9 protein-coding genes and 1 pseudogene are annotated in these 12039 nt (G+C 58.6%); 5 read left to right on the top strand and 5 right to left on the bottom strand.

Annotated elements, in window-relative coordinates; all coding sequences use genetic code 11:
• Position 1: 1 nt before the first annotated feature.
• Positions 2-1241: pseudogene (locus JEM67_RS14325) on the bottom strand (SfnB family sulfur acquisition oxidoreductase).
• A gap of 498 nt (positions 1242-1739) precedes the next feature.
• Here JEM67_RS14325 and JEM67_RS14320 point away from each other — a divergent pair.
• Positions 1740-2723: a LysR family transcriptional regulator gene (locus tag JEM67_RS14320; protein WP_199635906.1), complete on the top strand. Its 984-nt coding sequence runs from the start codon at positions 1740-1742 to the stop codon at positions 2721-2723.
• 8 nt (positions 2724-2731) lie between these two features.
• On the opposite strand, the gene JEM67_RS14315 is transcribed toward JEM67_RS14320, so the two are convergent.
• On the bottom strand, positions 2732-3637 hold the full coding sequence (locus JEM67_RS14315) for a DMT family transporter (protein WP_199635905.1): 906 nt from the start codon (positions 3635-3637) through the stop codon (positions 2732-2734).
• 128 nt (positions 3638-3765) lie between these two features.
• Here JEM67_RS14315 and JEM67_RS14310 point away from each other — a divergent pair, with 128 nt between their 5' ends.
• Positions 3766-4335, top strand: a complete 570-nt coding sequence (locus JEM67_RS14310) for a helix-turn-helix domain-containing protein (protein WP_199635904.1) — start codon at positions 3766-3768, stop codon at positions 4333-4335.
• A 32-nt stretch (positions 4336-4367) separates the two neighbouring features.
• On the opposite strand, the gene JEM67_RS14305 is transcribed toward JEM67_RS14310, so the two are convergent.
• Positions 4368-5762: a PLP-dependent aminotransferase family protein gene (locus JEM67_RS14305; RefSeq protein WP_013812970.1), complete on the bottom strand. Its 1395-nt coding sequence runs from the start codon at positions 5760-5762 to the stop codon at positions 4368-4370.
• A gap of 297 nt (positions 5763-6059) precedes the next feature.
• Here JEM67_RS14305 and JEM67_RS14300 point away from each other — a divergent pair, with 297 nt between their 5' ends.
• Positions 6060-7253 carry a benzoate/H(+) symporter BenE family transporter gene (locus tag JEM67_RS14300; RefSeq protein ID WP_233527671.1) on the top strand — a complete coding sequence of 398 codons (1194 nt, stop codon included), beginning with the start codon at positions 6060-6062 and terminating at the stop codon, positions 7251-7253.
• A 46-nt stretch (positions 7254-7299) separates the two neighbouring features.
• Here the strand turns inward: JEM67_RS14300 and JEM67_RS14295 are convergent, their stop codons facing one another.
• Both JEM67_RS14295 and JEM67_RS14290 read right to left on the bottom strand, forming a co-directional pair.
• Positions 7300-8349, bottom strand: coding sequence for a type II asparaginase (locus JEM67_RS14295; protein WP_199635903.1), 1050 nt, complete (start codon positions 8347-8349; stop codon positions 7300-7302).
• A gap of 153 nt (positions 8350-8502) precedes the next feature.
• A complete protein-coding gene (locus JEM67_RS14290; RefSeq protein WP_199635902.1) occupies positions 8503-9210 on the bottom strand; it encodes a TetR/AcrR family transcriptional regulator in 708 nt (235 codons plus the stop codon).
• A gap of 43 nt (positions 9211-9253) precedes the next feature.
• Here JEM67_RS14290 and JEM67_RS14285 point away from each other — a divergent pair, with 43 nt between their 5' ends.
• Positions 9254-10768 (top strand): MDR family MFS transporter, encoded by a 1515-nt coding sequence (locus JEM67_RS14285; protein ID WP_199635901.1) that lies wholly within the window; start codon positions 9254-9256, stop codon positions 10766-10768.
• 115 nt (positions 10769-10883) lie between these two features.
• Positions 10884-12038, top strand: coding sequence for an efflux RND transporter periplasmic adaptor subunit (locus tag JEM67_RS14280; RefSeq protein WP_199635900.1), 1155 nt, complete (start codon positions 10884-10886; stop codon positions 12036-12038).
• The last annotated feature ends 1 nt before the right edge of the window (position 12039 follow it).

The following is a 12039-nucleotide window of genomic DNA, read 5'->3' as shown; positions in this document are numbered from 1 at the left end:
TTTAAATCCACGAATGGCGCGCCGGAAAGCGGCCGTTGAGGTAGTACTCGCCAATGGCGTGGTATTTCCAGCGCACCGGATCGTGCAACGTGTGGGTGCGTGCGTTACGCCAGTGACGATCGAGGCCGTGCTCCGCCAACGTGGCTCGGCTGCCGGACCATTCGAACAGCTTTTCGCTGGCCAACAGCGCCACTTCCGTGGTCAGCACCTTGGCTTCGGCGACTGCGATCGACGCCGCTGCGGCGCTCTCGGCGGTCACCGGCCGGCGGTCAACCTCATCCAGCGTCCGCGCCGCACGGCGCAACAGGGCGTTCGCCGCGCTCAGCTCCATGCTGAGTCGGCCGACGTCGGCCAGAATGTAGGGATCGTCAGCGTTGCGTTCGACGCCTGCGTCGATCCAGGGGCGGGAACGTTCGCGAATAAACTGGGTGGCCTCGTCCAGCGCGCCCTGCGCAATGCCGGCATCGATGGCGGCCTGAATCAGTTGGGAAACGGCGCCCTGAATCGTCGGTTTTTCTGCCAGCGGCAACAGCGGGATCACATTGGCCGGATCGACCAGGACCTCACGCAGGCGCACCGTACCGCTGGCGGTGGTGCGCTGCCCCATGCCGGACCAGTCATCAACGATCTCCAGGCCTGCAGTCGGGTGGGGGATCAATGCCAGTACCGGCTGCTGCCGATCGTCGAGAGCCTTGGCGGCGACGATATGGGCGAACAGCGCGCCGGTGGAGTAAAACTTGTCGCCGGTAAAGCGCAGGCCGTCTGCGGTTTGCCGTAAGCGGCTCTGCATATCCAGCGTGTGCTTGCTGTTTTTCTCCGGGCCACCGTTCCCGATGCGTTGGCCGGCCAGCACCGCCGCGAAAATACGCCGTTTTCTGTTCTTCGCTGCCGGCATCACGGATTAACTGAATCAGGCCGAAATGGTTTTGTGGGATTTGCCCCAGCGCCGGATCAACGGCGGAAATCAGGCGAAACACTTCCGCCAGCGTGGTAAAGGACAGTTCCGGTCCGCCGTATTCACGCGGGATGGAAATGCTACCGAGGCCAGACTGGGTAAACAGCGCCAGCTGTTGCAGCGGATAGCGCCGTTGGCGGTCACGCAGTTGGGCTTCAGGCGCGGCGGCCACGGCGACTTGTCGTGCTGCATCCAGCGCCTGTGGGTCGTCAACAATCCTGTGGGTCCGTTCTTCTGCGGGAGGGAAATTGGCCGCATCCGGCGCAGGCGAAACAGAAACAACCATAACGATGTCCTCAATACGGGAGACAGCAGTAAATAGCGCGCTGCCGCGGGCGTAGCGCGATGAAATATAATTAAAATTTAAGTTGATACAGCGGTGGGGTACGAAGTGATAATAATAATTTGCAGGTTGCGGTGTAAAGCAAAGGCTTATTATAAATAGTCCCTTGCTTAGCGATTAATTAGCTTTGCGATAGGCGGGTGATGATTTTCCCGCTCCGATAACGAATAGTGGCGGGTAAGAGAGGGCTCTGCCCGCGCAGCCAGTGACGCACAGCTCATTCCAGTAGCTGAAACGGATGCGCTGTTTCAGCCGGTTATTCCACACATAACGCGTCATCGTTAATTCCTCCTCCGTGTCTGCTTAATAGAGGTAACAGCTATTTTAAAACGGGTCGAATACGTTATTTCGCTTAGCTTTTGAGGTTTTCGGGATAATAGGTTCACCGCCGTCAGGTTTTCTGCAAAAACGCCATCAAGGCTCTCCATTACGCATAACGCAATGCACGCCGGGTGCGGCCTGATTACAAAGGCGGCCCACAAGGATACACTCAGCGATGCCGGTTCCTCATGTGGTGGACCGGCATCGTGCATTTTGCATAAGGGGTATTTCGTGGTGGGCAAGCTTAATTTGGACCAACTTCAGACCTTTGCTTTGGTGGTCAGGCAAGGGAGTTTTTCCGCCGCAGGGGAAGTGCTGGGGCTGAGCCAACCCGCGGTCAGCCTGCAAATCCGGCAGTTGGAACAGCGGCTGCAAGTTCGGCTGCTGGAGCGGGTCGCCAGGCGCGTGCGGCCGACGTCCGCCGGTGAGGCGCTACTGGAACACATAAGCCGCATCAATGCGGCGGTGGATAATGCGCTGAGCGACATGGCAGGCCACGCGCAGGAGATTGCCGGCACCGTGACCCTGGGCACCGGTGCCACGGCCTGTATCCATCTGCTGCCGACGCTGCTGCGGGAGTTGAAACAGGCTTATCCCTTGTTGAACGTCGGGGTTCGCACCGGCAACACCGATGACATGGTGAAAGCGGTGGAAGAAAACCGCATCGACATCGCGTTGGTGACCTTTCCGGCCAATGGACGCAGTTTGCAGCTGACGCCGCTGTTGCAGGACGAGTTTGCCGTCATTTTCCCCGCAGACTCCCCCGATTTGCCTGCCACGTTCACCCCGCAAACCCTGGGTGCGCTCCCGTGGGTGGCTTTTGAATCCGGCAGCAGCACCCGTCGCCTGATTGATGGCTGGTTCCTTGGCGCTGGGGTTAAACCGGCGCCGGTAATGGAACTGGGCAGCATCGAGGCGATCAAAGAGATGGTTGCCGCCGGGCTTGGGTACAGCATTGTACCGCGCATGGCACTGTCCGGCACCCGGGGAGACTCTCTTACGCCCGCGCTTGAGCGCACTTTAGGCATCGTACTGCGCCAGGATAAGCCGCTGAGCAGGGCGTTGCAGAAAGTGATCGCCAGCCTGCACGCCTTGAAAAAATAACCCGCCGGTTACTGCCCCTCCGCCGTGCGGACGGTTTTACCCGCACGTATCACCCGCCAGCCAAAGTTCATGCCCGCAGCGGCAATCAGGATGGCGGCTGCGCCTAATAGCTGCATCAGGCTGAGGCGATGCCCGAATACCGCCCAATCGATGATAATCGCCACCAGCGGGTAGATGAACGACAATGCGCCGACCAGACTGGTGGGGATTTTCTGGATCGCGCCATACAGCAGCGAAGACATCAGCCCGGTATGCACCAGGCCGATAGTCGCCAGCAGCAGCCAGGCATGGGCCGTTGACGGCAGGTGGGTCAGGCCGGCGAACGGCGCCAATACAACCACACCGACGCTGAGCTGGATCAACACGATCAAATGCGGCGGCACGGTTTTTAGCCCTTTGACGATCGCCGCCGCCACCGCATACATAAACGCAGCGCCTAATGCCAACAGCACGCCGATAAAGTAATCCGATCCTGAACCGCTAGCGCCAGAGCGGCCGGTAATAATCAGCAGCATGCCGCCAAAGGCCAGCAACAGCCAGCCCAGTTTATTCGCCGTCAGTTTTTCGCCAAAGAACAGTACGCCCAGCCCGACCAGCATAAAGGGCTGAACGTGGTAGGTAATCGTGGCCACGGCGATAGAGGCATGGGCATAAGCGCCAAACAGCAGCGTCCAGTTCAGCACCAGCGCCATACCGCACAGTACCGCCACGGCGGCCTGACGTCGGGTCAGCATGCCTTTCTTCAACAGGCCAAGCAGGGCACAGGCGATCAACATCGCCAGCGCGCCAAACGCGCAACGCCAGAAAACGACCGTGGTTGGCGGTTGCCCTAGCGCGATCACCGGCCAGCCGACGGTGCCGGAGATCACCATCGCCAGGGTCATCTGTACTACGCCGCGGGTGTTTACCTTCATTTGCCTTCTCCTGATTGAGTGCCGTGCTTGCCGCCGTCGACGAACACCATTAAAATGAACAACTGAACATTATGATGAACAGTGCGCACCTGTTCGTCAAGTCGAACAAATGAACATTATGGTGAACAATGAACGATAACTCCTGCAATACCGGCACGCCCATCGGCCTGCTTTCGGCCGCCATTCGCCGCGAACGCGAGCGGTTGGGGCTGTCGGTCACCGAACTGGCGCGCCGCGCCGGCATCGCAAAATCGACGCTTTCGCAATTGGAAACCGGCAGTGGCAACCCAAGCCTGGAAACCTTGTGGTCGCTGGCGATGGCCCTCGACGTGCCGGTCAGCAGGCTAATCTCTCAACCGCGCCAGCACGTACAGGTGATCCGTGCCAACGAAGGGGTCACCACGGTTTCCGAACAGGCCAACTATGCCGCTACGCTGCTGGCAACCTGCCCGCCGGGAGCACAACGCGATATTTACCGCTTGCGCGTTCAGCCGGGCGAGACCCGGGTTTCACGCCCGCATATGCCGGGCACCATTGAGCACGTGATTATCAGCAGCGGCAGGGCGCGAATCGGGCCGACGGAGCAGCCGGTGGAGTTGAGTGCGGGGGATTACATCAGTTACTCCGCCGATCGAGAGCATATTTTTGAAGCCCTGGAGGCGGATACCACGGCGGTAATGCTGATTGAACAAGGCTAACCCGGCGCGCCAAAGAGCGCCGGGTCAGGGCCTCAGTAATACAGGCGGGGTTCTGCAGATTCGATCATGCTGCGCAGCTTGGTCAGGGCAAATTTCAATTCACTGCGGCTGGTTGGCGACATCAGCACGATGCGTACGGCACGGGTATGGCCGCTGCGTTCGGCCAGGAATTGCGTGCCGCTGGAAATATTCACCCCCTGAGCGCGCGCCAGATTGGCGAACTCATCGCTGGTCCAGGGCTCGGGCAGAGTGACCCAAATGTGGTAACCGTAGGGTTGCGAAGCGACCTCCAACCCGTGGAAAACCTCTGCGGCGATGGCCTGGCGCGCCGCCGCTTCTTGCTTCTGGGTTTGCAGCATTTCAGTCCCAATGCCGGAAGTAATGATATTGCTGGCCAACTGCGCGATAAGCGGGGAAGGCATCCAGATGCTGGTTCGCACCATCGACGTCAACCGCGACAGGGTTTCCGCCGGCGCATGCAGATAACCGATGCGCAACGCCGGTGAGATGCTTTTCGACAGGCTGGTCAGGTACACCGAGCGTTCAGGAGCAAACGAAGACAGTGCCTCGACCGGCTCTGCGGTAAGAAAACCATAAATATCGTCATCGAGAATATAAAAATCGAACTCGCGGGCAATCTGCGCGATTTCGGCCCGTCTGGCGTTAGACATCACCACCGTAGTGGGATTTTGGCAGCTCGCCACGCAGATCAGCATCGCCGGTTTTTCCTGGCGGCACAGTGCTCTCAGCGAGTCGGGCACGATACCCTCGCTATCCATTTCAACCCCGCGCAACCGCCGCCCATTGCCGTGTACCAGCGAGATAATACCCGGATAACACAGCGCTTCGCACAGGATAAGATCCTGGTGCGCCGTCAGGGCATTGATGGCGACCAGCAAACCGTGCTGAGCGCCGGCGGTCAACACCACTTGCTGCCAGTGTACGTCAGGCAAAAAACGCCGCAGCCAGCTGGCGCCGGCGTCGCGATGCGCCGGATGTCCGCCTTCCGGCGAATAGTCGAGCGCCAGCCCCAGCTCAGGGCTGGCGACCAGATGCTCGAGCGCGGTGCGGATCCCCTGTTCCTGGGCCTGCACCTCCGGCTTGATCACCGACAGATCGATATGATCCCGCTGGGCGGAAGATGAAGGGCTGAAGTGCGGAAGGCGCGCGCTTTCCATGGCCCTTTCGGGCGAGGCCAGCACAAAGGTCCCGCGGCCCACTTCGCCCTGAACCAGCCCGCGCCGCGCAGCTTCTTCATAAGCGCGATTAACGGTGCCCGGCGTCACGGCCAGCGTCTGCGCCAGCTCTTTCAATGTAGGCAAGCGTGAACCGGCAGGCAGCACGCCGTTGTTGATGTCATTTTGCAGCGCATCTGCAATCAGCAAATACACCGGGGCATTTTTCTCACTGAAGCGCGGTGTCCACATAGACCCTCTGTATGCTTTGAACGGCTATCCCCACGAGCTTCCTGCTGCACGGTGTTGGCGGCAAGCCGGGAATAAGACGATTACAGTATAAGGCAGTCATTAAATTGATGTAATAAGTATTAACACAGAAAGAATTACACGGATACAATCGACTTAAATTGATTCGATTCAATTGGTGTTATTGAAGGGTGAGTGTTTAAGTGCAACGTAGTAACTTGTTGTTTTTAAGTTAATTTATCGGGGTTTTTCTTTTCTGGTTTATTACATCGATTTAATCGATGTGCATTGATAGGGGTAATGATGGACAGATTGCGACAGGATTTTTCTCTTTCGGCGGTAGTGGCGGGGGCCATTGCGGTGATAGTGTCTTACGCCGGCCCGTTGATCATCGTGTTTCAGGCCGCCAGTGCGGCGCACTTGCCCACGGAGGTGATCTCCTCCTGGATTTGGGCCATCTCCATCGGCAGCGGCGTTACTGGCCTGATTTTGAGTTGGCGTCTGCGGGTGCCGGTGATCACCGCCTGGTCAACGCCCGGCGCGGCGTTGCTGGTCGGGTTACTGCCTGGGGTGACGATCAACGAGGCGGTGGGGGCCTATATCGTTTCTTCGGTCATTATCGCCGTTATTGGTCTGTCTGGCGCCTTCGATAAACTGATCGGCAAATTACCGCGGTCGATCGCTGCCGCCATGCTGGCCGGGATTTTATTCCACTTTGGCGCCGAGATGTTTGTGTCCATTCAGCTGCAACCGACGCTGGTCATGGCCATGTTCATAACCTATCTGCTGTTTAAGCGGCTGCTGCCGCGCTACGCCATTGTCGCCGTGCTGTTTGCCGGCGGTACAGTGGCGGGAATGAGCGGCATGTTGAACAGCGGGGATATCGTCGTCAGCGTCGCGCATCCGGTCCTGATTACCCCGGCCTGGAGTTGGCATGCCATCATTAATATCGCACTGCCGCTTACGCTGGTAACGCTGACCGGTCAGTACGTGCCCGGCATGGCGGTATTGCGCTCCTCCGGTTACGCCACGCCGGCCCGGCCGATCGTCTCGATGACCGCGATTGCCTCGGTGTTACTGGCGCCATTTGGCTCGCACGGGGTGAATCTGGCGGCCATTACCGCCGCGATTTGCACCAGCGAAGAGGCGCACCGGGAGAAAAGCAAACGCTACATCGCCGGCGTGGCCTGCGGGATTTTCTACATTGTGATGGGGATTTTCGGCGCGACGCTGGCCTCGGTGTTTACTGCATTGCCTAAAGAACTGATTATCTCGCTGGCCGGGCTGGCGCTGTTTGGCGCTATCAGCACCGGGTTGACCGGTGCAATGGCCGATGAGAAACAGCGGGAAGCGGCGTTAATCACTTTCCTGGTCACGGCGTCCGGCATGAACTTTTTAGGCATGGCATCGGTATTCTGGGGATTGATCTTCGGGCTGGCTGCGCACTTCTCCCTGACTCTGCTTTCTGGTCGCCGACCGTTGTTGGCCAGATAGTCTTTCATGAGCGTCCCGGCCTGTTGCCGGGACGTGACAGAGCAGATTAATAGGTATGGAAATAGTCCTGGATCACCTGCGGGTTATGGGCTTTTGTCAGCGCCAGCATCAGCAGAATGCGTGATTTAGCCGGGTTGAGCGAGTCGGAAACCAGGCCGGGCTGGCCCGCATCTTCAGAAACAATACCGCTGCCGGTGCGGCTGGCGCGAACGACCAGCACGCCGGCTTTTTCCGCTTTTTTGATCCCGGCCGAGCTACGCACTGAAACCGACCCGGCACCGGTGCCGGCATAAACAATCCCGTCTACCTTGTGCTGAATGGCGGCGTCATACATGTATTCAGGATCGTCCTGATAACCGTAAATAATGTCGACTTTCGGCAGCGCGCTGACATTGCGCACGTCAAACACCGAACGGGTGGTATGAATTTTGTCCACCCGGGTTTCAAAGTAAGGTTTGCCGCCGACAATCACTCCCAAATAGCCTTCCTCCGGCGCTTTGAACGTGTCCAGCGTGGTGGCGTTGGTTTTGGTGCTGAAGCGGGCGGAACCAATGCGATCGTTCAGCACCACCATGACACCTCGGCCTGCAGCCTGTTTATCGGCGGCTACGGTCACCGCATCCAGCAGGTTCATCGGGCCGTCGGCGCTGATGGCGGTCGCCGGGCGCATGGCGGCAGTGAACACCACCGGTTTGTTGCTTTTTACCGTCAGGTTAAGGAAGTAGGGCGATTCGTCCAGCGTGTCGGTACCGTGGGTGATCACCACACCGGCGACGTCATCGCGCGCCAGCAGTTCGTTGACGCGTTTTGACAGCTTGAGCAGGATCTCGCTGGTCATGTTTTCACTGCCGATATTGGCAATCTGCTCGCCGTCCACCCGGGCGACTTTCTGCATTTCCGGCACCGCGGCGATCAACGTCTCAACCCCGAGCGCCCCGGCTTTGTAGCCGGTGGTTTGGGTATTGGAGGCTGCCGAACCGGCGATGGTGCCGCCAGTGGCCAAAATAACGATGTGCGGTAACTCCCCGGCGGCGGTCGCCGCGTTGGCGCATCCTAAGGTCAATAAAACAAATGCCACTCTAATTATTTGAAACATAGCGCTACCCCTGATTAAAAAGCCAAATTAGGCGGAGTAGCCAAAGCAAAAAGGGTGCCAGTTAAGCGACGGGCGCAAATAGCGGGAAAGCGAGCGGGTCAAGGTGGGGCTTGCACCCGGTGCGGGAGTGCCCGCACCAGAATGGATCTCTTTTCAGCGTTGCGGCCCCAGGCCGTGGGTGAGTAACGTAATGGCATGCCGGGCAATGTCTTCGGCGCGCAGCGGGCTGAGAGAGTTATCGCGCTGCCATTTTGACGCCGTGGCTAACGGCAGCAGCGTCATGCCAAACAGGGTGACAATCAGCAGAGATGGCTCCAGATCGGCATGCAGTTTGCCTTCCGTCTGCCAACGTACGATGGACTGCATCGCCGTTTTGCGTTGCTTGTCGCCGAAGCGCTCGTCCATCCGCTGCTTCAATACGCCGCTGTCACTCATCACTTCGCGTAACCACAGCGGGGCGAACCACGGATGTGCGATGGAAATATCGATAAATCGCTGCGCCAACTCAGTGAAAGCCGCTACCGGATCGTCTTCGTTGGCGTCGAAAACGTCGCCTGCGGCGATTCTCACCGGCAGGAAACGTTCGTCTATCAGCACATCGAGCAGCTGTTCACGGTTGTGAAAGTAGTAGTGCAGCATCGCCGGGGTAACGCCGGCCTCGCGGGCAATGGCATTCAGCGAGGTATCGGCAATGCCCTGGCGGGCGAACAAGTTCAGCGCCGTGTCGAGCAAATGCTCCCGTTTCTCTGCCCCGTTGACAGCGCCGCTGGGCCTGCCAGGGCGGCGTGGAGAGGTGGGTTTTTTAACGTTTTGTGCTGTCATCGCGGCGAGATCCATTGACCGGAGAAAAGAATAACTCATATATTAATTACTCAGTTAATTAATTACAAGCGGACTCACTCGTATGGGCATTGATAACACGGCAGGCCACGAAGATAACGGCAGGGCGTCTGAACAGGCGCCCTCGATCCGTTTGCTGTTCTCCGCGCTGCTGCTGGTGATGCTGCTGGCGGCGCTCGATCAGACCATCGTCTCGACCGCGTTGCCGACCATCGTCGGCGAGTTCGGCGGGTTGGAGAATTTGTCTTGGGTCGTGACGGCCTATCTGCTGGCATCGACCATCGTGGTGCCGCTGTATGGCAAGTTCGGCGATCTGTTCGGCCGCAAGATCGTGCTGCAAGTCGCCATCGTGGTGTTTTTGTTCGGTTCGGTACTGTGCGGGCTGGCGCAGAACATGACGCAATTGATCCTGATGCGCGCGTTACAAGGGCTGGGTGGCGGCGGTTTATTGGTGGTGACCATGGCGGTGGTGGGCGACGTGATCCCACCGGCCGATCGCGGGCGTTATCAGGGGTTGTTCGGCGGGGTATTTGGCCTGGCGACGGTGGTCGGGCCGCTGATCGGCGGGCTGTTGGTGCAGCATTTCTCCTGGCGCTGGATTTTTTATATCAATCTTCCGCTGGGAGTTTTCGCCCTGTTGGTGATCGGCGCGGTATTCCAGTCGCGGGTCAATCGGGTTAAACACGAAATCGACTATCTGGGGGCGGCTTACCTCGCCTTGGCGCTGACCTGCATCATCCTCTTTACCAGCCAGGGCGGCACGGTCATGGCCTGGTCGGACGGGCAACTGTGGTGCATTCTGGCCTTTGGGCTGGTGTCGCTGGGCGGGTTTATCTACGAAGAGCGGCTGGCAAGCGAGCCGATCATTCCGCTGGGACTGTTTCGTAATCGCACCTTTGTATTGTGCAGTTTGATCGGCTTTATCATCGGCATGTCGCTGTTTGGTTCGGTGACCTTCCTGCCGCTGTATTTGCAGGTGGTGAAAGACTCGACGCCTTCGCAGGCCGGGATGCAGCTGTTGCCGCTGATGGGCGGCATCATGATCAGTTCGATCGTCAGCGGCAGGCTGATCAGCAAAAGGGGCAAATACCGTATCTTCCCGATTATCGGCACCCTGTGCGCGTTGGCAGGCATGATCCTGCTCGGCACGCTGACAAATTCGACGCCGGTGCACCTGTTGTATCTCTATATCAGCCTGTTGGGGCTGGGATTGGGCATGGTGATGCAGGTGATGATTCTTGCGGCGCAAAACAGCGTAGAGCCGCAGCATATGGGGGTCGCTACCTCCAGCGCCACGTTGTTCCGCTCGATTGGCGGTTCGATCGGCGTGGCGGTGTTTGGCGCGATTTTTACCAACGTGCTGCACAGCCGCCTGGCCGTGTTGTTGCCGGAGGACGCGCAACTGCCGCGTTCTTTGGGCGCGGCGGCGGTGCACCATTTACCGGCGGCCTTGCAACAAGACTATCTGCAGGCTTTCGGCGGGGCGATCCACTCGGTGTACCAGATTGCCGCCTGGGTAATGGTGCTGGCCTTTGCGCTGACCTGGCTGCTTAAAGACGTGCCGCTGAGGCAAAAATAGGGCGTCTCTCATGCTTTGCGAAGGACTTTTACCGAATCCTTACGTAACCCTGTCAGACTAGAAAGATCAGAATCTATATATTGAGAATAAACGTTCTCAATAGGATAGATACTCGATGCAGAGCAAACAGATTTTTCTTGTCAGCCTGGCGTTATTGCTGACCGCCTGTGATGGCAAACCCAGCGGGGCCCCGATGGGAGCGGGCGGCACGCCGGAGGTGGGGGTCGCGACGCTGCATGGCCAACCGGTCACGCTGAGCAGCGATCTGAGCGGCAGAGTGAACGCCACCATGACCTCGGACGTTCGTCCGCAGGTTGACGGCATTATCAAACAACGCCTGTTTACCGAAGGGGCCGAGGTAAAAGCCGGCCAGGTACTGTATCAAATCGATCCCGCCACCTATCAGGCCAGTTATAACCAGGCTGCCGCACAGTTGAAAAGCGCGCAGGCGACGGTGAAATCCAGCCGACTGAAGGCGCAACGTTACGCGGCGCTGGTGAAAGAGAATGGCGTCTCCAAACAGGATGCGGACGATGCGATGGCGGCCTTTCTGGAGGCGGTCGCCGCTGTCGACCAGTATCAGGCGGCGCTGGAAACCACCCAAATTAATCTCGCTTATACCCAGGTACGCGCACCTATTTCCGGCCGTATCGGTATTTCCTCGGTGACGCCGGGTGCGCTGGTTACCGCCAGCCAGACCGATGCGCTGGCCACTATCCGCGCGCTGGACCCCATCTATGTCGATCTCACGCAGTCCAGCAGCCAACTGCTCAGGTTGCGCAAACTGCAGGCTTCCTTAAAACGTGACGATGTCACACCGGTCGCCATCAAGCTTGAAGACGGCACGCCTTATACGCATGACGGCAAACTGGAACTGACGGAAGTGTCGGTGGATGAGTCTACCGGCTCCGTTACACTGCGCGCCGTATTCCCTAACCCTGAGCATGAATTGCTGCCGGGCATGTACGTTCACGCCAGAGTCGATAACGGCGTCGATCCGAAAGGCATTCTGGCGCCGCAGCAGGGCATCACCCGCAATGCCAAAGGTGAGGCCACTGCGTTGGTGGTGAATGCGCAAAACAAGGTTGAGCAGCGCACGGTCACCACCGAACGGGTGATCGGCAGCAACTGGCTGGTCAGTAAAGGGCTGAACGACGGCGATCGCCTGATCGTCGAAGGCACCAATAAGGTGGCCGCCGGGGTCGAAGTTAACGCGGTTGAAGTGCAAAAGCAGACGGCGACCGGCACGGCTAACGGTGGGGAGCAGTAAT

It is taken from the genome of Serratia sp. PAMC26656 (assembly GCF_016469055.2).
Taxonomy (GTDB): Bacteria; Pseudomonadota; Gammaproteobacteria; order Enterobacterales; family Enterobacteriaceae; genus Serratia; species Serratia plymuthica.
This window is presented reverse-complemented; position numbering and strand designations above follow the sequence as displayed.

Coding starts and splice junctions, on each gene's coding strand:
- JEM67_RS14305 (WP_013812970.1), bottom strand. CDS start 5,762: ATGTGGACACCGCGCTTCAGTGAGAAAAATGCCCCGGTGTATTTGCTG.
- JEM67_RS14320 (WP_199635906.1), top strand. CDS start 1,740: ATGCACGCCGGGTGCGGCCTGATTACAAAGGCGGCCCACAAGGATACA.
- JEM67_RS14300 (WP_233527671.1), top strand. CDS start 6,060: ATGATGGACAGATTGCGACAGGATTTTTCTCTTTCGGCGGTAGTGGCG.
- JEM67_RS14315 (WP_199635905.1), bottom strand. CDS start 3,637: ATGAAGGTAAACACCCGCGGCGTAGTACAGATGACCCTGGCGATGGTG.
- JEM67_RS14290 (WP_199635902.1), bottom strand. CDS start 9,210: ATGAGTTATTCTTTTCTCCGGTCAATGGATCTCGCCGCGATGACAGCA.
- JEM67_RS14295 (WP_199635903.1), bottom strand. CDS start 8,349: ATGTTTCAAATAATTAGAGTGGCATTTGTTTTATTGACCTTAGGATGC.
- JEM67_RS14280 (WP_199635900.1), top strand. CDS start 10,884: ATGCAGAGCAAACAGATTTTTCTTGTCAGCCTGGCGTTATTGCTGACC.
- JEM67_RS14310 (WP_199635904.1), top strand. CDS start 3,766: ATGAACGATAACTCCTGCAATACCGGCACGCCCATCGGCCTGCTTTCG.
- JEM67_RS14285 (WP_199635901.1), top strand. CDS start 9,254: ATGGGCATTGATAACACGGCAGGCCACGAAGATAACGGCAGGGCGTCT.